This window comes from Streptomyces sp. MK37H, from assembly GCF_018035285.1.
Lineage (GTDB): Bacteria > Actinomycetota > Actinomycetes > Streptomycetales > Streptomycetaceae > Streptomyces > Streptomyces endocoffeicus.
Window position 1 is genome coordinate 1 of the sequence record NZ_JAAAYH010000143.1, and the last position, 19,403, is coordinate 19,403.

The window sequence follows — 19,403 nt, forward strand, 5'->3', positions numbered from 1 at the left end:
TGGGTGTGGCCGCTGTCTGTCGCCGGAGGCGGGAGCGTCGGCCGCCATCTGTCACCGGGGACGGGCGGCGGCGGGACAAGCCGGGTGCCCCGGCCATCTGCTCGCGATCAGGCGGGTGGGGCGCCCGCGCCTCAGGCCCCGGGACCGGTGGCGGCCGACGTGCGGCGGAGGACGCGGAGTGAGCGGGTGGCGGAGATCTCGGTGAACGCGCCGGAGGCGAGCGCGCGGCGGTAGATCCGGTACGGCGCCTGGCCGCCGTCGGCCGGATCGGGGAAGACGTCGTGGATCACCAGCAGCCCGCCCGGCGCGATATGCGGCGCCCAGCCCTCGTAGTCGGCGCTCGCGTGCTCGTCGGTGTGTCCGCCGTCGATGAACACCAGCCCGACCGGCTTCCCCCACACCGCCGCGACCTGCGGGGACCGCCCGACCATGGCGATGACGTGGTCCTCGAGGCCCGCCCGGTGGAGGGTGCGGCGGAAGGTGGGCAGCGTGTCCATCCGCCCCACCTCGGGGTCGACCACGTCCGGGTCGTGGTACTCCCAGCCCGGCTGCTGCTCCTCGGAGCCCCGGTGGTGGTCCACGGTCACGGCGACCGTCCCCGCCGCGCGGGCGGCGTCGGCCAGCAGGATCGTGGAGCGCCCGCAGTACGTGCCGATCTCCACCAGCGGCAGCCCCGGCGCCGCCGCCCGCACGGCCGCGGCATACAGGGCGAGCCCCTCGTCCAGCGGCATGAAGCCCTTCGCCGCCTCGAAGGCGTCGAGCACGGTGCGGTCGGGGGCCGCGGGCACGGCGGCGGCAGCAGACTGAGTCACCCGCTCATCCTGCCGCACCGCCACCGGCCCGCGGCGCCCGGGGCCATGGCCCCTTGGCGGGTGCCACCAGGGAAGTACTAGGGTCCGTCTTCAAAGATCGTCGTGTGGTGGATCATGGTCGCGTGATACGTCGCCATGAACTCAGCGATCAGGAGTGGGAGTTACTCGCTCCGCTGATACCGCGGGCCGCCACGGGGCGGCCGCCAGGGTTCGGCCGGGAGGCATACCGTCGACGCAACACCGTCACCTCCTGCGAAGCGGCGGTCACACTCGCATCATTCCTGCTCTGGGCAAGATCCGTTTGAAGACGGACCCTAGGTGTGGAAGACAAGGAGTTGGGCAGGACCCTGATTCTGCTCCTGATCACAGCCGGAGCAGCGGGGTCCGGTAACCACTACCGCCCTTGGACGACGAGTACGGAGCGGTGAGCAATGAGCATGACCGGCGGCACCGGCAACACCGGCAACACCAGTGGTCGCTACCTCATCCGGGGTGACTACTACGACGAACATCTCACGGAACGGCAGCTGACCGACACCGTCACGATCGTGTGGGGCTCTGTGGGCCTGGTCTTCGGCGTGTTGATCGGAATGGGGTTGTCGTCGCTCTTCGGGCTGTCGACCGTATTCCGCGTCGTGCTGGTCACTGCACTGGTCCTCGTCGTCGGTGGGGGCACCGCATGGATCGCGCGCCGGATAGCGCGGCGCGGAACGGAGGACAAGCGGGTTGCAGAGTTCCTCGCGGAGTACGGAAGCGCGGAGAGCGACAGCGCCGACAGCGCCGACAGCGCCGACAGCGATACGCAACGGGACGCTGAGCGATGAGTAGCCGTGGCGGCCTGCGCTCTTCGGGCTCGGCTTCGTCACTGCCCTGTCGAATACCACCTCGCCGCCGATGCCCGCTGCCGGCCCCTCGCGTTCGTTCTCACCGCCGGACAAGCCGGTGATGCGCCTGCCTTCACCGAGGTCATGGTCCGCCTGCGCGTTCCCCGTCGGCGAGGACGTCCCCGCACCAGGCCGGACCTGGTCCTGGCCGACAAGGCGTACTCCTCCCGCGCGATCCGCGAGCACCTACGCAGACGCGGCATCCGCACGGTGATTCCGGAACGGGCCGACCAGCAGGCCAACCGGCGGCAGCGCGGACAGGCGGGCGGCAGACCGCCGGCCTTCGACCGCGAGACCTACAAGCAGCGCAACACGGTCGAGCGGTGCATCAACCGCCTGAAGCAGTGGCGCGGCATCGCCACCCGCTAGGAGAAGACCGCCACCATCTACCTGGCCGGACTCCACATCGCGGGCATCTTCCTATGGTCCGCCCGCTGATCCAAACGAAAGCGCCTAAGAGATTCCGCGGGTAGAGGGCAAGGCGTCATGGTCGACGGGCTGGCCGTGTGTCCCAGCGTTGGCTGGTCCAGTCGTAGCCCGCGTCAAGGCGTACCGTGACCGCGGCCGCGGGGAGCGCACAGATCATGCAGTTGCGCGCGACCGCCCGCAAGCACCGTCGGGCCCACCACCGGGCTGTGAAGGCCGGGGCCAAGGACTCGTCGAAGGCCCGGCGGTAGCCCGGACTACCGGGAGCCCGCCACAGGGCGCGACTTGTAGAAGGACTCCTCCAGGTAGGCGGCCTCGTGCGGCTGGTAGGGCTCCTCCAAGTAGGCGGCCTCGTCTTCGTCGAGTTCGACGTCCACCGCGGCGACCGCGTCGGCCAGCTGGGCCGGCTTGGTGACCCCGACGATGGGCGAGGTCACGGCCGGGTTGCGCATGACCCAGGCCAAGGCGACCTGGGCCGGGGACAGACCCCGCTTGCCCGCGATCTCGTGGACGCGCTCGGCCACTGCCTGGTCCCCGTCGCGGTAGAGGATCTTGCCGCCCTCGTCGGTCTCGGCACGCGCCGTGGCGGTGTCCCGGGCCCGCGTCAGCCTGCCCCTCGCCAGCGGGCTCCACGGGATCACGCCGATGCCCTGGTCGGCGCAGAGCGGGAGCATCTCCCGCTCTGCTTCTCGGTGGATGAGGTTGTAGTGGTCCTGCATCGACACGAACCGGGTCCAGCCGTTCAGGTCAGCCAGGTACAGGGCCTTGGCGAACTGCCAGGCGTACATGGAAGAGGCTCCGATGTAGCGGACCTTCCCGGACTTGACCGCATCGTGCAGCGCCTCGAGGGTTTCCTCGATCGGGGTGTCGTAGTCCCAGCGGTGGATCTGGTACAGGTCGATGTAGTCGGTCCCCAGTCGTTTCAGGGAGGCGTCGAGCTCGGCGAAGATCGCCTTGCGGGACAGCCCGGCGCCGTTCGGGCCGGGGCGCATCCGCATCCAGACCTTGGTGGAGAGAACGACCTCCTCGCGCCGGGTGAAGTCCTTGACCGCCTGGCCGACGATCTCCTCGCTGCTTCCGGCGCTGTACCCATTGGCCGTGTCGAGGAAGTTGACGCCGCCCTCGAGGGCCTGCTTGATGATGTCCCGGCTGGCGTCCGCGCCCAGCGACCAGGGCTCGCCGCCCCGGTCCGGCTCGCCGAAGCTCATGCAGCCGAGGGTGATGGCGGAGACTTCCAGCCCGGTCGTTCCGAGTTTGATGTATCGCATGCTTCCGAAACCTAGGAGTTGGAGTGCGCGCTAACGCAAATTCGGGGGGACTACTCAGCCCCCCGACGGCAAACCGCCCTCGCGGGTCCGTCGCCACGACCGATCATCGCTCGATCACTAAGAGATTCCGCTGGTCCGGGCGGCGGTTTCGCGGCGCTCGCGACGGCGCCCCTACCCGCGGCATCTCTAATACTCCAGCAGCGTTTCGCTATCTGGCCTGGTCAGAGGCGTCGTCCGGAGTGTAGTCGGCTGGTGGTGTGTCAGGGGCGGTCTTGCCGGAGTACTAGGTCTTGCGCCCCACCCAAATGCGCGGAAATGCCGATGCGTATGACGGGTTCCGGATGCGAGCATCGCCGTCATGTCCACCCCAGCGCCCCTCCCCTCGGAAACCGCAGCCGCAGCCCGGGCCCCGCGTGCCTCGCCCCCCATGTGGGCGGTCCTGCTGGCCGCCTGCGCCGGACAGTTCCTGGTTGTGCTCGACATATCGGTGGTGAACGTCGCGCTGCCGTCGATGCGTACGGACCTGGGACTCGGCGAGACCGCGCTGCAATGGGTGGTGAACGCCTACGCGCTCACCTTCGCCGGGTTCCTGATGCTCGGCGGGCGCGCGGCCGACCTCTTCGGGCGCAAACGGGTCTTCCTCGCCGGGCTCGGGCTGTTCACCGCGGCCAGCCTGGCAGGGGGCGTCGCACAGGAGCCCTGGCAGCTGATCGCCGCCCGCGCGCTGCAGGGCATCGGCGCGGCCGTGCTCTCCCCGGCCACCCTCACCATCCTCACCACCACCTTCCCGACCGGCTCGGCCCGCAACCGGGCCATCGGCACCTGGACCGCGGTCGGCGCCGGCGGGGGTGCGGCGGGCGCGCTGGTCGGCGGTGTGCTCACCGAGTACCTGTCCTGGCGCTGGGTGCTGTTGGTCAATGTGCCGGTGGGCATCGTGGTGCTGGTGGCCGCGGCGGTGTGGCTGGCCGAGGGCCGCTCCGGGACGGCGCGGCGGCTCGACGCACCGGGCGCGGTGCTGGTCACGGCGGGTGTCGCGGCGCTCGCGTACGGCATCGTGCAGACCGAACCACACGGCTGGACCGCCGCCGCCTCGCTCGGCCCCCTGCTCACCGGGCTCGTGCTGCTCGCGGTGTTCCTGGCCGTCGAGGCACGGACCGAGGAGCCGCTGATGCCGCTGCGGCTGTTCCGCGTCCGGGCGGTGTCGGCGGCGAACGCGGTGATGGTGGTGTGCGGCGGCGGCATGTTCGCCATGTGGTACTTCATGACGCTCTACCTGCAGAACGTGCTCCACTACAGCCCGGTCAAGGCCGGTCTCGCCTTCCTCCCGCACAGTCTGTCGATCGTCCTCGGCTCGAAGCTCGCGCCCCGGCTGATGGCCCGGGTGGACGGCAAGCTGCTGGCGATCGCGGGCGGTTCGCTGGCCGTCGTCGGCTACGCGTGGCAGAGCCGGATGGGCGCCGACGGCACCTATGTGGGGACGGTCCTGGGCCCCGCGATCATCATGTCCCTCGGGTCCGGGCTGATGATGACCCCGCTCGCCGCCTCCGCCACCTCCGGCGCCGCCCCCTCCGAGGCGGGGCTGGTGTCGGGACTGGTCAACACCTCACGGCAGATCGGTGGCGCGCTCGGCCTGACCGTGCTGGCCACGGTCGCGGCCGAGCGGATCACGGCGTACGGCGGGGCCGGACCGGAGGCGCTCGCGGCCGGGTACGGCCGTGCCTTCGTCGTGGCCACCGGGATCATCGCGGCGGCGGTGGTGCTGATGGCCGTCCTGCTGCCGCGTACGCCCGCGGTCGCGGTCACCCGCGGCTCCTCATAGCTTCATGGCCTCATTGCGTCATGGCCTCATGGCCGACTTACAGCCAGCCGTTCTGGCGGGCGGCGCGGACGGCCTCCATGCGGTTGCGGGTCTGGGTCTTGCCGATGGCCGAGGAGAGATAGTTGCGCACGGTGGCGGGGGAGAGGTGCACCTTGGCCGCGATGTCCGCGACCGTCGCCCCGTCCACCGCCGCCGAGAGCACATCGCGCTCGCGCTGGGTCAGCGGGTTGGGGCCCGCGCTGAGGGCGGCGGCGGCCAGGCCCGGGTCGATCACGCGCTCACCGGCCAGCACCCGGCGGATCGCCACGGCCAGCTCCTCCACCGGGCCGTCCTTGACCAGGAACCCGGCCGCCCCCGCCTCCATCGCCCGGCGCAGATAGCCGGGGCGGCCGAAGGTGGTGAGGATCAGCACCTGGCACTCCGGCAGCGCCTCGCGCAGCGCGGCGGCCGCGTCCAGACCGCTGCGGCCGGGCAGCTCGATGTCGAGCAGCGCCACATCGGGCCGGGTCTCCAGGGCCCGGGGCACGATCTCGTCCCCGTTCCCGAGCTGCGCGACGATCTCGAAGTCGTCCTCCAGCCCGAGCAGCAGGGCGAGCGCGCCCCGCATCATCCCCTGGTCCTCGGCGAGCAGGAGTTTGATCAGGCCCTTCGAGCCCTCCGCTTCGGCCACGCCCTCCGTGCCGTTCGCGCTCTTTGCCTCGTTCACGCCGTCCTGGCTCCCTCGACCTCGGCCTCCACCACATCCTCCGTATCCACCGGCAGTTCGGCGACGAGCCGGAAGCCCCGGCGCCCGGCGGGGCCGGACTCCAGCGAGCCGCCCGCCGTGGACAGCCGCTCGGCCAGGCCCTTGAGCCCCGTACCGCCGATCGCGCCGTCCGCGCCCGCCGTGTTCGCCGCGCCAGTCGCGCCAGTCGCGCCAGTCGCGCCCGTCGCGCGCGTACCGGTGGCACGGGAGCCTACGCCGCCCCCGTCATCCGTGATCTCCAGCCGTACCCGGTCCATGCCGCTCCGCACCTCGATCTCGCACCGGGACGCCCCGCTGTGCCGCACCACATTGGTGACGCCCTCGCGGACCACCCACCCCAGCAGCGCCTCCGTCTGCGGAGCCAGCGGCGGCCCCTCGCGGCGGACGACGGCCTCGATACCGGCGGCGTCCAGCGCCGAGCGGGCCCGGTCCAGCTCGGTGGCCAGGCTGCCCTCGCGATAGCCGGTGACGGCCTCGCGGATCTCGGTGAGCGCCTGCCGCCCCACCGCCTCGATGTCCGCGGCCTGCCCCAGGGCGGCCTCCAGGTTCTTCGGGGCGAGCCGGCGCACCGCCTCCGCCTTGACCACGACGACCGACATGGTGTGGCCGAGCAGGTCGTGCAGATCGCGGGAGAACCGCAGCCGCTCCTTCTCCACCGCCGTACGGGCCAGCTCCTGGCGGGTCGCGCGGAGCTGGGCCACGGTCTCGAAGAGCGACAGGATGGCCGCCGTCACCAGGCCGGACAGCATGGTGCCGTAACTGACCGTGAGCGAGTCCGAGGGGCCGCCGCGGAGCCCGGCGATGACCCCCGCCGAGACGGACAGCACGATGATGACGGGCCCCAGTTGCCGCCTCCCCCCGCGCAGCACGATCCCGGAGGCCAGCGACAGCAGCGGGAAGCACAGCAGCCAGTTCCCGGCGTAGCCGATGCCCAGCGCATAGGTGACCGCCGCCAGCCCGGCGAGCGCCAGGGGCGGGGTCCTGGTGTGGCGGCGGCGCTCGTCGAGGCCGGTGAAGACGGTGGTGAGGTAGAGCGCCATGAAGGCCGCCACCCCCGCGCCGCCGAGCCAGGGCAGCGGCGTCTTCCCCTTGAAGAGCGCCTGTACGTCCCCCGTGAGCATGAAGAGCCAGGGCACGAAGGCGCGGCGGCCCGGTGGCTTGAGGCGCTCGATGCGCGCGGCGGTGGCATACATGCGTCCGACCTTACGGATCTCCGTATGAGCTGGGCAGATGCGGATGTCGGGGGATGGCCGTGACATTTGTCCCAGGGCCTTCGGCGCACTGGTCGCCGCCACCTGACGGATCGTCAGCACAGGTCGTCGGCACCCTTCCCCCTTCGGGGCGATTGGGCTATACAGGGTGCCATCGGCTAGAACGCGTTCTACATGTCCACGCGGACGGCGCGACCCTGCCGACCAGCGACGACCCCGGCGCGGCCGACGGTGCGGACGGGCGGGCCGGGGTCTTCGGACCGTGGACCGGCGAGCGGACCAAGGAGTGGTGTCGCCCCATGCCCATCGATGTCGCGAAGGCCGTCTCGGCCGAACCCCGGAGCACGGCTCTCATCTGGGGACAGAAGGACATCCAGCTCTACCACCTGGGCATCGGCGCCGGAATCCCCGCCACCGACCCCCAGGAGCTCCGCTACACCCTGGAGAGCAAGCTCCATGTGCTCCCCAGCTTCGCGACCGTCGCGGGCGGCGGGATGGCGGTCGCCGGGGGCATGGCCGCACCCGGTATCGATGTCGACCTCGCCGCCGTTCTGCACGGCGGCCAGACCGTCGAACTGCACCGGCCCATCCCGCTCGGCGGGGACGCCACCCAGACCTCGAAGGTCGCCGCCGTCTACGACAAGGGCAAGGCGGCGGTCATCGTGCTGCGCTCCGACGTGGCCGACGCGGACGGCCCGCTGTGGACCTGCGACACCCGGATCTTCGTCCGGGGCGAGGGCGGCTTCGGCGGCGAGCGCGGCCCCTCCGACCGCCTGGAGCCCCCGGCCCGCGAACCGGACCGCACCGTGGAGCGGGCCATCCGCGAGGACCAGGCGCTGCTCTACCGGCTCTCCGGGGACTGGAACCCGCTCCACGCCGACCCCGAGTTCGCCAAGCTGGCGGGGTTCGAGAAGCCCATCCTGCACGGGCTGTGCTCGTACGGGATGGTGCTCAAGGCGGTCGTGGACACGGCGCTGGACGGGGAGGTGGCCCGGGTGCGCTCGTACACCACCCGCTTCGCCGGGGTGGCCTACCCGGGCGAGACCCTGCGCGTCCGGATGTGGCAGGACGAGGGGCGCGTCCAGGTGACGGCGACCGCCGTCGAGCGGGACGACGCACCGGTCCTCACCGACACCATCGTCGAACACACCTGAGACCACGCAGGCCACTCACGCCTGAGACCACGCAGGCCACTCACGCCTGAGACCACGCACGCTCGACATCACGAGGAGCCGCTGTGCGCGCAGCCGTACTTCACGAGACGGGACAGGACAAGCTCGAGGTCCTCGACGACATCGAGGCGGTGGGCTTCGGCCCCGGCAAGGTCCGGCTGCGGCTGAGGGCCACCGGGCTGTGCCACTCCGACCTCTCCGCGATGGCCGGGGTGCTGCCGCAGCCCGCGCCGTTCGTCCCCGGCCACGAGGGCGCGGGCGAGATCCTCGACGTGGGCGACGGGGTGACCGGGCTGAGCGCCGGCGACCGGGTGCTGGTGTGCTGGCTGCCCGCGTGCGGTGGCTGTCCGTCCTGTCAGCGCGGTCAGACCGAGCTGTGCCTGACCGGGTTCATGAACGCCGGAACCCCCAACTTCCGCCGCCCAGGCGGCAGTCCGGAGGACGTCTTCGGCATGTCCGGGACCGGCACCTTCGCCGAGGAGATCGTCCTGGCCGCGCCCTGTGCCGTGCCGATCCCCGACGACGTCCCGTACGACATCGCGGCCCTCATCGGCTGCGGGGTGACCACCGGGCTCGGGGCCGTCTTCAACACCGCCCGGGTGGAGGCCGGTTCGTCGGTCGCGGTCATCGGCTGCGGCGGGGTGGGCATCAGCGTCATCCAGGGGGCGAGGGCATCGGGCGCCGCGCAGATCGTCGCCGTCGACCCCGTGGAGTCGCGGCGCGAGGCCGCGCTGCGCTTCGGCGCCACCGAGGCGGTGGCCCCGGATGGTCTCGACACCGCCAAGAACAGCGTCACGGCGGGCGAGGGCTTCGACTACGTCTTCGAGGTCGTGGGCCGCTCCGCCACCGCCCGCCGGGCGTACGAGATCACCCGGCGCGGCGGCACACTGTGCGTGGTCGGCGCCGGGGCGCTGGACGACTTCCTCCAGCTCAACATGTTCGAGCTGTTCTTCGACGAGAAGCGGATTCTGCCCTCGCTGTACGGCGGTGGCGATGTGCTCCGCTCCTACCGGCGCACCATCGACCTGTGGCGGGCGGGCCGGATCGACCTCGAAGGGCTGATCACCCACCGGGTGCGGCTCGGCGAGATCAACGAGGCGATCGGCCAGATGCGGACCGGGGAGGCGCTGCGCACATGCATCGAGATGTGACCGGCCCGCTGACCGGGAAGACCGCGATCGTCACCGGCGCCGGGCGCGGCCTCGGCCGTGCCGAGGCCCTGGAACTGGCGCGGCTGGGCGCCAGTGTCGTCGTCAACGACTACGGACAGGGCGGACGCGACGGCAGCGGCGAGGCATCGGCAGGACCCGCCGAGCAGGTCGCCGAGGAGATCCGCGCGGCCGGTGGCCGGGCCATGGCCCACGCGGGCGATGTGGCCGACTTCGCGCAAGCGGGCGAGCTGGTCCGGCTCGCGATCGACACCTACGGCGCGCTGGACATCCTGGTCAACAACGCGGGCATCCTGCGCGACCGGATGGTCTTCTCGATGAGCGAGGACGAGTGGGACTCGGTGATCCGGGTCCATCTCAAGGGCCACTTCAACACCATCCGCTTCGCCGCCGCGCACTGGCGCGAGCGGTCCAAGGCGGCGGACGGCGGCCCGGTGCACGGCCGGATCGTCAACACCTCCTCCGAGGCGTTCCTCGCCGGTTCGCCGGGCCAGCCGAACTACGCGGCGGCGAAGGGCGGCATCGTCGGGCTCACCACCTCCACGGCGGCGGCCCTCGCCAAGTACGGGGTGACGGCCAACGCCATCTGCCCGCGCGCCCGCACCCGGATGACCGAGGACGTCTTCGCCGACTTCGAGCTCCCGGAGGACGGCCGCCTCGACGCCCTCGCCCCCGAACACGTGGCGCCGCTGGTCGGCTATCTCGCCTCACCGGCCGCGGCGAAGGTGAACGGCCAGGTGTTCGTGGTGCACGGCGGCATGCTGGCGATCCTGGAGCGGCCGAAGGTGGCGGCGAAGGTGGACGCGAAGGGGGACGCCTTCGGCTTCGAGGAGCTGGACGCGGCGCTGACGCCGTACTTCGCGGAGCGGGGCGGGGAGGGCTTCGCGGCGGTGGAGGTGCTGGGGCTCAAGCGGGCGTGAGGTGCCGCCGGCCGGGGGCCGACCGGGGGCCGGCCGGGGCACGCCGCGATCGCCGGACGGGCCGGACTTCCGGAGGAAATCCGGCCCGTCCCGCGGTCCGGGACGACCCTGAGGTGCCCAGGGTCCTGAGGTGCCTGCGGTCTTGGGGCCCTCAGGAGCCGTTCTCGTTCGGGCGACGGTGGCGGCCGTGGGCCGGTGCCTGGGTCTCCTCGGACGCGGCCTGCCCCCGGTGCTTGCCCTGAGCGCCATCGGCCTGGGCCGCGGCGGCGTCCCGCGGGCGCGCCTGGGTCGTGTCGATGTGGGTTTCGGACATGGTGGGTACGTCACCCCGTCAGATCGCTTTGTACTGTGCGAAAGGGGCTGACCACGATGTCGCACGACGTTCCATGCGCATCACCCGAGGCGTCCCGCGCGTGACGGAACGCGGGAACGCGCAGCCCCTGCCCGAGTCTAACCAAGTGGGTGATCCCGGACCCAGCGGGGTGGCCGGGGCCGCGGTGGCCGCGCGAGCGGCGCCTGCTGCAGCGGTACGGGCCGCAGGGCGGGGGTCAGACCGGTCCCGGGAGCGGGCTCCGGCTCGGGCCCCATCTCCTGCTCGACCCCGGCCCACGACCCGGTCCCACCCCACGGCTCCACCCCGGACCCGCACTCGGGCTCCGGCACCCGCTCGTGCACGGGCAGCGGCGTCGGCTCGTGTACGGGCATCGGCACCGGCTGGTGTACGGGCATCGGCGCCCGTTCCCGTAGCGACATCGGCTCGGGTGCTCGGGAAGGCATCGGCGTCGGCCCGGGCGTCGGCCCGGGCGCCCTCGCGGGGGCGGACGCGCCGGGCCCGCCGACCCGGGTCCACGGTGTGATCCTGGTCGCGATCCCGGCCGCGGGCGTCGTCGTCGGCGACGCCTGAACGACCCGCGCTTCGGCCGGAGCCGGGCCGGATGCCCGGGTCACCCGCGCGATCCGCCGGGCCCCGGTCGCCTCGTCCGGCTGCCACGGCGCCGCCGCGTCGTCCGGCTGCCATAGTGCCTCCGCCGTCCCGGCCGTGGCCGGGACGGACGGCTCCGCTACCCGTTCCACCGGCGCGATCCGCCGGGCGCCCGTCGAGTCGTCCCGTCGCCACAGCGCCTCCGGCGTCCGGGCCGGGGGCGGGCCGGATACCTCCGCCACCTGGCCGGATGGCTCGGTCACCGGTGTCACCCGCGCGATCCGCCGCGCTCCGCTCGCGTCGTCCGGCCCCCACGGCGGCGCCGTGTCGTCCGGCCCCCACGGCGCCGCCGCGTCGCCCGGTCTCCATGGCCTTGCCGTGTCGTTCCGTCGCCACGACCCCGTCGTGTCGTCGGGTCTCCACCGCGCCTCCGCCGACCCGAACGCCCCCACTCCTGACGGTTCCGCCGCGCTCGCGGTGCCGTGTGTGGCGTGGCTCGTGGCACCGCTCGCCCACGAGCTCCCCGGCGGCCTCGGCGCCGACCCAGCCGCCCCCGCCGCCCCGGATGGGCGCACCCGGGCCACTCCGCAGGGCACCTGTGGGGTGACGTACGGCAGTCGCAGCTCGCCGTCCCTCGTCCACAGGCCCGCGCCCGGGAGCCAGCCCTCCGGGGCCGGGAACTCGCGCAAGCGCCGCTCCGCCGGGCGCCATACGCCCACCCACGGCCGCCCGGCCCCGGCGCCGGACCCGGAGCCGCCCCGTCCGTCGATGCGGAAGGCCACCGCGCACGCCTCGGGCGTCAGCACCTGCCCCGGCTGCACCGCGAACGGCGTGGCCTCGGACCACCCCGCGGGCCGCAGACAGTCCGGGAACCGCACCGGCCGGGTGCTGCCCAGCACGCCCCAGCCCAGCCGCTCCTCGCCGGGCGCGTCGGACCGTACGAGCAGCAGACCGCTGTCGGGGTCGGCGAGCAGCAGCCGGTCGTCGCTGCGCTCGGTGATCTGGAGCAGCGGGCTGGTCTCGCCGCCGCGCCGCAGATCGACCACGACGGTCTTGGTGCGGCCGTCGAGTTCGCGGTCGAGGGCCAGCAGCCGGCCCGTACGGTCCAGCCAATTGCCGCCCGTACAGCGGCCGGGCACCTCGGCCAGGTGCTGGGGGGCGAGGACGCCGCCGCCGAACAGCAGCCAGACGGAGGTGGACCGCGGCCCGCGCCCCAGCGCGAACGCGCACAGGCCGCCGGGGGCGGGCGGCAGCAGCGAGACCTCGGCGCGGTCGATGCCGCCGAGCGGGCGCTCGCCGGTGCCGGGGCCGGCCGGGTAGAGCAGCGAGAAGGCGTGGTGGCCGGCCACCTGGCGGTGGATGAGCACCTGCCCGTCGGCCAGCGGCAGCAACTCGCTGTCCGGCTCCTCGGGCTGGGCGGCGGGCAGCGGTACGGCGTAGGGCTCCGGGCCGTCCAGCGTCCAGCGCTCGGGGTACCAGCAGCCCGCCTCCCCGCTGAGCGCGAGCCGCGCGCCGTACGAGCGGTCCGAGGCGATGGTGAAACCCCCTCGTGGCCGGTCGCCGACGCCCCCGGTGAGAGCGGTGTCGAAGGCACAGGCAGTCATCGGTCAGTCACCTCCGGCCACTGAACGTAGTTTTCGCACTCCCTGCCGAAGGCCGTAATGGGTGCGCTCCACCCGTAAGTGTGGCTCTTGCCTGATTCGCCTGAGAGGTCGGAGGTGAATGTGCTGTAAGCGACGCGGGGATGGTTTGTGATTAAAGTAAGGCACACCTAAGTGCGATCGGCGCGCCCGTGGCCACGGGCGCGCCCGGCTATCCCTGGAGCTCCGTCATGTCCCTGCGCGTCCGCGGCAGCGCCGCCCTCGCCCTGGCCGGGGCGCTCTCCCTCACCGCCTGTGGATCGTCGGGCGACGGCGCGGACGGCGGCAAGCGCAACGGCGGGGGCGGGAAGTCCGTCGCCCAGGGCGGCAAGGATTTCGGCAAGGCGGCCGAGGAGACCGCGAAGCTGGGCACGGACGCCAAGGCCGGCGCGTTCCCGCGCACCATCACCCACGCGATGGGCAGGACCGAGCTCAAGAGCAAGCCGAAGCGGGTCGTGGTGCTCGACGTCGGCGAGCTCGACAACGTGGTCTCGCTGGGGCTGAAGCCGGTCGGCTACGCCCCCTCCGAGGGCGACCAGGCCATACCCGGCTATCTCAAGAAGGACGCCGGGAACCCGAAGAACGTCGGCACCATCAACAACCTCAACCTCGAGGCCATCAACGCCCTCCACCCCGATCTGATCCTCGGCAGCAAGCTGCGCGCCGAGCCGCTCTACGACGAGCTGAAGCAGATCGCCCCGACCGTCTTCTCCATCCGCCCCGGCTTCACCTGGAAGGAGAACTACCGCCTCAACGCCGCGGCCCTGGACCGCACCGCCGAGGCCGAGCGCTCCCTCGACGCGTACGAGAAGAAGGCCGAGAAGCTCGGCGAGGACATCGGCGCCGACAAGCCGACCATCACCATGCTCCGCTTCATGCCGCAGGCCACCCGGCTCTACGCCAAGGCGTCCTTCATCGGCACCATCCTCCAGGACGTCGGTCTGCCGCGCCCGAAGAACCAGCAGGTCAACGATCTCGCCGCGGAGATCGGCCCGGAGCGGATCGACGAGGCCGACGCCGACTGGATCTTCACCGGTGTCTACGGCGACCCCAAGGCCACCAAGCGCGACCAGGCGCGGTCCAACCCGCTGTGGAAGAAGCTGAGGGCGGTCAAGGCGGGCCGGGCCCGATACGTCGACGAGGAGACCTGGTACCTGGGCCTCGGCGTCACCGCCGCCGACCGGGTCCTGGACGACCTGCGCGGCTATCTCGTCCACGGATGAGCGTTTCCGCTCGGGTACTTGGGTGCCGCCCGGGAGCGAGCCCCCTCCCGGGCGGCGTTGAGCAGGGTGAGCATGACGTCCAGGACATGCCGGGGGCGGCCCGGCGAGGGACCGGAGCGGGCGGCCCGGCGAGGGACCGGAGCGGGCGGCCCGCCGCCGGCGCCTGCGCCAGGCCGGCCGGGCCCCAGTCCCGGGCGGAGCCCGCGCGGCGACCTTCGTCGCGCTGAGTGAAGGCCGGGGCAGGGCTCAGCCGTGATCCGGGAGGTAGCCTTGCCCCGTGCCCGCACTCAACGACGTCCTCGCCGCACTCGACGCCCTCTGGCCGCCCGAGCGGGCGGAGCAGTGGGACGCCGTCGGCACGGTGTGCGGTGACCCCGACGCCGAGGTCACCCGCGTGCTGTTCGCCGTCGATCCGGTCCAGGAAGTGGCCGACGAGGCGGTGGACCTCGGCGCCGATCTGCTGATCACCCACCATCCGCTCTATCTGCGGGGGACGACCACGGTCGCCGCCTCCACCTTCAAGGGCCGGGTGGTGCACACCCTGATCAAGCACGACATCGCCCTGCATGTCGCGCACACCAACGCCGACACCGCCGACCCCGGCGTCTCCGACGCCCTCGCCGGCGCGCTCGACCTGCGGATCGTCGGCCCGCTGGTGCCCGACGCCACCGACCCCGAGGGCCGCCGCGGACTGGGCCGGATCTGCGAGCTCGACCACCCCGAGACGCTGCGGGAGTTCGCCGAGCGCGCCGCCGCCCGGCTGCCCGCCACCGCGCAGGGCATCCGCGCCGCGGGCGACCCGGAGCGTAACGTCCGCCGGGTGGCCGTCAGCGGCGGCTCCGGCGACAGCCTCTTCGACGCGGTGCGCGCGGCCGGGGTCGACGCGTTCCTCACCGCCGATCTGCGCCACCACCCGTCGTCGGAGGCGCGGGAGCACAGCGATCTCGCCCTGCTGGACGCCGCGCACTGGGCCACCGAATGGCCCTGGACCGAGCAGGCCGCGGCGCAGCTGGACGAGATCTCCGACCGCCACGGGTGGGGTCTGCGGACGCATGTCTCCCGTATCGTGACCGACCCCTGGACGGCCCACGCCGCGGCCCCCGCCGCCCCCCGCTCGACTCCCTGACCTCGTTTCCGTCCCACTCGACTCCCCTGGAGCCCCACGCTGAATGCCGCGCCCGCCGATCAGATCCGCCTCCTCGACGTCCAGGCGCTCGACGTCCGGCTGTCGCAGCTCGCGCACAAGCGCAAGACGCTGCCCGAGCACGCCGAGATCGAGAGGCTGAACGCCGATCACACCCAGCTGCGCGACCTGCTGATCGCCGCGCAGACCGAGGAGAGCGACACCGCCCGCGAGCAGACCAAGGCGGAGCAGGACGTGGAGCAGGTGCGCCAGCGCGCCGCCCGCGACCAGAAGCGCCTGGACTCCGGGGCCGTCACCTCGCCGAAGGACCTGGAGAACCTCCAGCACGAGATCGCCTCCCTCGCCAAGCGCCAGGGCGACCTGGAGGACGTCGTCCTGGAGGTCATGGAGCGCCGGGAGTCCGTCCAGGAGCGGGCCGCCGAGCTGACCGAGCGGGTGGAGTCCCTCCAGTCCAAGATCGGCGACGCCACCTCGCGCCGGGACGCGGCGGCCGAGGAGATCGACGCCGAGATCGCGACCGTCACCAAGGAGCGCGAGGTGATCGCCGGGACCATCCCCGCCGATCTGCTGAAGCTCTACGACAAGCTGCGCCAGCAGCAGGGCGGCGTCGGCGCGGCCCGGCTCTACCAGCGGAGCTGCGACGGCTGCCGCCAGGAGCTTGCCATCACCGAGCTCAACGAGGTTCGCTCGGCGGCCCCCGACACGGTGCTGCGCTGCGAGAACTGCCGCCGGATCCTGGTCCGTACGCCCGAGTCGGGGCTGTAGGCCGATGGCGCGGCGCTTCATCGTCGAGGCGGACGGCGGGTCCCGGGGCAACCCCGGACCGGCCGGCTACGGCGCCCTCGTGCGCGACGCCGAGACCGGTGAGACGCTCGCCGAGGTGGCCGAGTACCTCGGCACCGCGACCAACAACGTGGCCGAGTACAAGGGCCTGATCGCCGGGTTGCGGGCGGCGCACGCCCTGGACCCGGCGGCCGAGGTCCGGGTGCGGATGGACTCCAAGCTGGTTATCGAGCAGATGTCGGGCCGCTGGAAGATCAAGCACCCCGATATGCGGCCGCTCGCCGCCGAGGCCAAGGGGATCGTCCCGCCCGGCCAGGTGACTTACGAGTGGATCCCGCGCGAGAACAACAAGCACGCGGACCGGCTCGCCAACGAGGCGATGGACGCGGGCAAGCGCGGTGAGCAGTGGCGGCCGAAGGTGCCGCCCGGCGGCACGCTGGCGGCGGGCGCCCCGGAGGCCGCCGCGCCCGCCGACGACACCCTCGCCGAGCCCGCCGCCACGGGGGCGGCCCCGGCGGTGGGCTGGGGCTCGGCGGATCTGGGCACCCCCGCCACGTTCGTCCTGCTCCGGCACGGGGAGACCCCGCTCACCCCCGAGAAGCGCTTCTCCGGCAGCGGCGGCACCGACCCCGAACTCTCCGACGTGGGCCGCCACCAGGCCGAGCGGGTGGCGGCGGCGCTCGCCGCACGCGGCACCATCCAGGCCGTCGTCGCCTCACCGCTGCGGCGCTGCCGGGAGACCGCCGAGGTGGTGGCCCGGCGCCTGGGCCTGGACGTCCGCGTCGAAGAGGGGCTGCGCGAGACGGACTTCGGCGCCTGGGAGGGCCTGACCTTCGCGGAGGTCAAGGAGCGCTACCCGGACGACCTGGACGCATGGCTGGCCTCCACGGAGGTGGCCCCCACCGGCGGCGGCGAGAGCTTCGCGGCGGTCACCCGCCGAGTCGCGCTCGCCCGCGACAAGCTGATCGCCCGTTACACGGGCCGTACGGTGCTGCTGGTCACCCATGTCACCCCGATCAAGACCCTGGTCCGGCTGGCCCTGGGCGCCCCGCCGGAGTCCCTGTTCCGCATGGAACTCTCGGCGGCCTCGCTGACGGCGGTGGCGTACTACGGGGACGGGAACGCGTCCGTCCGCCTCCTTAACGACACGTCTCACCTGCGGTAGGCGACCCGCGCCTTCGCCAACGGCCCACTTTCCTACTCGTTTGATAAAGTGGGTCGCATGTCTGAGTATGAGGCTGAGGCGTCGTACAGCATCGGCGAGGGGCCGGCCACCCGGGTAAGCCTCTCCCTCCCCGAAGGGACCGCCGAGGCGATTCGCTTGCGCGTCGGCAAGCGGGAGTTCTCGGCGTTCATCACCGCAGCGGTGGAGCGTGAGCTGCGAGGTCAGATTCTGGACGAGTACCTGGCTGACTATGAACGGCGCAAGGGCCCGGTCTCGGCGAAGGCGCAGGAGCGGGCGCGTCAGGTCTTCGACGAGGTGTTCGCCGAGGACGAGCAGTGGCCCGCCGCAAGCTGAGCCACGACGGGACGCTCGTCCTGGACAGCGAGGGCCTCTCCAAGCTGCTGAACGATGACGAATCGGTCGTCGCCCTGGTTGCGGAGGCGCGGAGGCGGGGCATGGAAGCCGTGGTCTGCGCGCTCACCGTCATCGAGGCCGTGCATGCGCGCATCGACAAGGCCCGGCTGAGCTGGGTCCTTTCCGGTCTCCGCGTCCTCCCGGTGGGGGAGGAGGAGGCAAAGGCAGCCTCGGCGCTGCTGATGGGGGCCGCTCTGCACGGCCACAAGTACGCGATCGACGCGGCCGTGGCGGCAACCGCCCTCAAGCAGCGGCATCCCGTCGTCATGCTGACTTCCGACGTGGACGACATGACCAAGCTCTGCGGCGACCGGGTGCGCCTGGTCGCCGTGTGACTCGGCTTCGGCCCCGGGGCACGGTGATGGGCCGGGGTCGAGTGATCGTCTCTTCAGCGCCTGCGGCGATAGAGGCGGATGGCGTCACGAGCCATACTGATCGCTTTCTGAAGGTCCACCGCCGCGCGCAGCGGTGGCGTCCCCTCCTGTATGGCCAGTGAACGGGAGCGCGGTGCGCTGCCCCATGACGACCTGTAGGAGTCCAGGCGGCCGTCCACCCGGGCCAGCGACGGCTGTACGTCCTCGGGCGCGTCGTCCTCGGTCTGCCGGAGGCGTCGCGAGAGCTGTGCCAGGCGCTCCGGGGTGGCGGCCGTGGGCGGTTCGTCGACCGTGTGCTGGATCTCGTTCAACAGATCCAGCACGCGCTGGGTGTCCTCCCGGCGCTGGTGGCCGCCGCTGGCGTTGTCAGCCCCGCAGCGCCGCCGCCTCCCGGGCCAGGGACTCGACCCGGGCCCAGTCGCCCGCCTCCAGCGCGTCCGGCGGCAGCATCCAAGTGCCGCCCACGCAGCCGACGTTGGGGAGGGACAGATACCCGAGGGCGTTCGAGGCGTTGACCCCGCCCGTCGGGCAGAAGCGGGCCCGGGGGAGCGGCGAGGCGAGCGCCTTCAGATACGCGGTGCCCCCGGCCGCCTCCGCCGGGAAGAACTTCATCTCCTCGACCCCGCGCTCCAGCAGCGCCACGACCTCCGAGGTGGTCGAGACGCCGGGCAGATACGGCAGCCCGGACGCGTCCAGCGCCCCCAGCAACCGGTCCGTCCAGCCGGGCGTGACCAGAAAACGCGACCCGGCGGCGACGGCCGTCTCCACCTGCTCCGGGGTCAGGACCGTACCGGCGCCGACGACCGCGTCCGGGACCTCGTCGGCGATCGCCCGGATCGCGTCCGCGGCCGCGGGCGTCCGGAAGGTCACCTCGATCGCGGGCAGCCCGCCCGCCACCAGCGCACGGGCCATCGGAACCGCGTCGGCCACGTCGTGGACGATGACCACGGGGATGACGGGGGCGAGGTCGAGCAGCGAGGAATCCGGGGAACCGGGGGAGGGCGCGGTGCTAGTCACGGCGCCCATCCTGCCCGCGGCGCGGCGCAATGCGCAATGGTGGTTGCGCATGTCGCAATGGCGCGGGGCGGGCGGAGCCGGGCTCGCGACCCCGCCCGGCGGGCGGGTAGCGGCCGGGCCGGGCGCCCGGCCCAGAACGGCGAGGCCGGGTGCTACGCGCCGGGCCCCCGGCTCCGCCAGTACCGCCCAGCGGTCGGCCCGGACCGGACGCCCCACTACAGCCGGGCCGGGCCTGGCCTGGCCGGGCAGCGAGTTGGCCGGGCAGGACAGCGCCCCGCTACAACTCGGACCGACC

19 protein-coding genes and 1 pseudogene are annotated in these 19,403 nt (G+C 72.7%); 12 read left to right on the plus strand and 8 right to left on the minus strand.

Annotation, left to right across the window (positions count from 1 at the left end; genetic code table 11):
* Window positions 1-131 precede the first annotated feature (131 nt).
* A complete protein-coding gene (locus GWI24_RS20795; RefSeq protein WP_210947440.1) occupies window positions 132-731 on the minus strand; it encodes a class I SAM-dependent methyltransferase in 600 nt (199 codons plus the stop codon).
* A 512-nt stretch (window positions 732-1,243) separates the two neighbouring features.
* Here GWI24_RS20795 and GWI24_RS20800 point away from each other — a divergent pair.
* Together GWI24_RS20800 and GWI24_RS20805 are read left to right on the plus strand one after the other, a co-directional pair.
* Entirely contained in the window at window positions 1,244-1,636 is a 393-nt protein-coding gene (locus tag GWI24_RS20800) for a hypothetical protein (RefSeq protein ID WP_210947428.1), read from the plus strand.
* A 57-nt stretch (window positions 1,637-1,693) separates the two neighbouring features.
* Window positions 1,694-2,134, plus strand: a pseudogene (locus GWI24_RS20805) (IS5 family transposase); the annotation flags it as partial.
* A gap of 245 nt (window positions 2,135-2,379) precedes the next feature.
* Here the strand turns inward: GWI24_RS20805 and GWI24_RS20810 are convergent.
* The gene (locus GWI24_RS20810) at window positions 2,380-3,390 is read right to left on the minus strand and encodes an aldo/keto reductase (protein WP_210947429.1); all 1,011 of its coding nucleotides are present in this window, start codon (window positions 3,388-3,390) and stop codon (window positions 2,380-2,382) included.
* A gap of 358 nt (window positions 3,391-3,748) precedes the next feature.
* On the opposite strand from GWI24_RS20810, the gene GWI24_RS20815 reads away from it, so the two are divergent.
* Entirely contained in the window at window positions 3,749-5,209 is a 1,461-nt protein-coding gene (locus tag GWI24_RS20815) for an MFS transporter (RefSeq protein WP_210947430.1), read from the plus strand.
* A 37-nt stretch (window positions 5,210-5,246) separates the two neighbouring features.
* Here the strand turns inward: GWI24_RS20815 and GWI24_RS20820 are convergent, their stop codons facing one another.
* Together GWI24_RS20820 and GWI24_RS20825 are read right to left on the minus strand one after the other, a co-directional pair.
* Window positions 5,247-5,852: a response regulator transcription factor gene (locus GWI24_RS20820; protein ID WP_044582015.1), complete on the minus strand. Its 606-nt coding sequence runs from the start codon at window positions 5,850-5,852 to the stop codon at window positions 5,247-5,249.
* 59 nt (window positions 5,853-5,911) lie between these two features.
* A complete protein-coding gene (locus GWI24_RS20825; protein ID WP_210947431.1) occupies window positions 5,912-7,147 on the minus strand; it encodes a sensor histidine kinase in 1,236 nt (411 codons plus the stop codon).
* Between the two features lie 317 nt (window positions 7,148-7,464).
* On the opposite strand from GWI24_RS20825, the gene GWI24_RS20830 reads away from it, so the two are divergent.
* The 3 genes from GWI24_RS20830 to GWI24_RS20840 all read left to right on the plus strand — a co-directional run bounded on the left by GWI24_RS20830 (window position 7,465) and on the right by GWI24_RS20840 (window position 10,426).
* On the plus strand, window positions 7,465-8,319 hold the full coding sequence (locus GWI24_RS20830) for a MaoC/PaaZ C-terminal domain-containing protein (RefSeq protein ID WP_210947432.1): 855 nt from the start codon (window positions 7,465-7,467) through the stop codon (window positions 8,317-8,319).
* An 83-nt stretch (window positions 8,320-8,402) separates the two neighbouring features.
* Window positions 8,403-9,488: a Zn-dependent alcohol dehydrogenase gene (locus GWI24_RS20835; RefSeq protein ID WP_210947433.1), complete on the plus strand. Its 1,086-nt coding sequence runs from the start codon at window positions 8,403-8,405 to the stop codon at window positions 9,486-9,488.
* Complete coding sequence (locus GWI24_RS20840) at window positions 9,485-10,426, plus strand: 3-oxoacyl-ACP reductase (protein WP_210947441.1); 942 nt, start codon at window positions 9,485-9,487, stop codon at window positions 10,424-10,426. Before GWI24_RS20835 ends, GWI24_RS20840 begins: the two co-directional genes overlap by 4 nt.
* Before the next feature lie 151 nt (window positions 10,427-10,577).
* Here the strand turns inward: GWI24_RS20840 and GWI24_RS20845 are convergent, their stop codons facing one another.
* On the minus strand, window positions 10,578-10,739 hold the full coding sequence (locus tag GWI24_RS20845; RefSeq protein WP_210947434.1) for a hypothetical protein: 162 nt from the start codon (window positions 10,737-10,739) through the stop codon (window positions 10,578-10,580).
* A 137-nt stretch (window positions 10,740-10,876) separates the two neighbouring features.
* Window positions 10,877-12,952 (minus strand): hypothetical protein, encoded by a 2,076-nt coding sequence (locus GWI24_RS46890; RefSeq protein ID WP_247616661.1) that lies wholly within the window; start codon window positions 12,950-12,952, stop codon window positions 10,877-10,879.
* Window positions 12,953-13,179: 227 nt separating this feature from the next.
* On the opposite strand from GWI24_RS46890, the gene GWI24_RS20855 reads away from it, so the two are divergent.
* From GWI24_RS20855 to GWI24_RS20880, 6 genes are all read left to right on the plus strand, one after another.
* On the plus strand, window positions 13,180-14,211 hold the full coding sequence (locus tag GWI24_RS20855; RefSeq protein ID WP_210947435.1) for an ABC transporter substrate-binding protein: 1,032 nt from the start codon (window positions 13,180-13,182) through the stop codon (window positions 14,209-14,211).
* Window positions 14,212-14,488: 277 nt separating this feature from the next.
* A complete protein-coding gene (locus GWI24_RS20860; RefSeq protein ID WP_210947436.1) occupies window positions 14,489-15,337 on the plus strand; it encodes a Nif3-like dinuclear metal center hexameric protein in 849 nt (282 codons plus the stop codon).
* A 39-nt stretch (window positions 15,338-15,376) separates the two neighbouring features.
* Window positions 15,377-16,120, plus strand: a complete 744-nt coding sequence (locus GWI24_RS20865) for a zinc ribbon domain-containing protein (protein ID WP_210947442.1) — start codon at window positions 15,377-15,379, stop codon at window positions 16,118-16,120.
* A 4-nt stretch (window positions 16,121-16,124) separates the two neighbouring features.
* A complete protein-coding gene (locus GWI24_RS20870; RefSeq protein ID WP_210947437.1) occupies window positions 16,125-17,303 on the plus strand; it encodes a bifunctional RNase H/acid phosphatase in 1,179 nt (392 codons plus the stop codon).
* Window positions 17,304-17,360: 57 nt separating this feature from the next.
* Window positions 17,361-17,657, plus strand: a complete 297-nt coding sequence (locus GWI24_RS20875; RefSeq protein ID WP_210947438.1) for a hypothetical protein — start codon at window positions 17,361-17,363, stop codon at window positions 17,655-17,657.
* Window positions 17,639-18,052, plus strand: coding sequence for a DNA-binding protein (locus tag GWI24_RS20880; protein ID WP_044576219.1), 414 nt, complete (start codon window positions 17,639-17,641; stop codon window positions 18,050-18,052). The genes GWI24_RS20875 and GWI24_RS20880 overlap by 19 nt, the downstream gene beginning before the upstream one ends.
* Before the next feature lie 53 nt (window positions 18,053-18,105).
* Here the strand turns inward: GWI24_RS20880 and GWI24_RS20885 are convergent, their stop codons facing one another.
* Window positions 18,106-18,414 (minus strand): hypothetical protein, encoded by a 309-nt coding sequence (locus GWI24_RS20885; RefSeq protein ID WP_210947439.1) that lies wholly within the window; start codon window positions 18,412-18,414, stop codon window positions 18,106-18,108.
* Between the two features lie 43 nt (window positions 18,415-18,457).
* A complete protein-coding gene (gene eda, locus GWI24_RS20890) occupies window positions 18,458-19,117 on the minus strand; it encodes a bifunctional 4-hydroxy-2-oxoglutarate aldolase/2-dehydro-3-deoxy-phosphogluconate aldolase (RefSeq protein WP_210947443.1) in 660 nt (219 codons plus the stop codon).
* Between the last annotated feature and the right edge of the window lie 286 nt (window positions 19,118-19,403).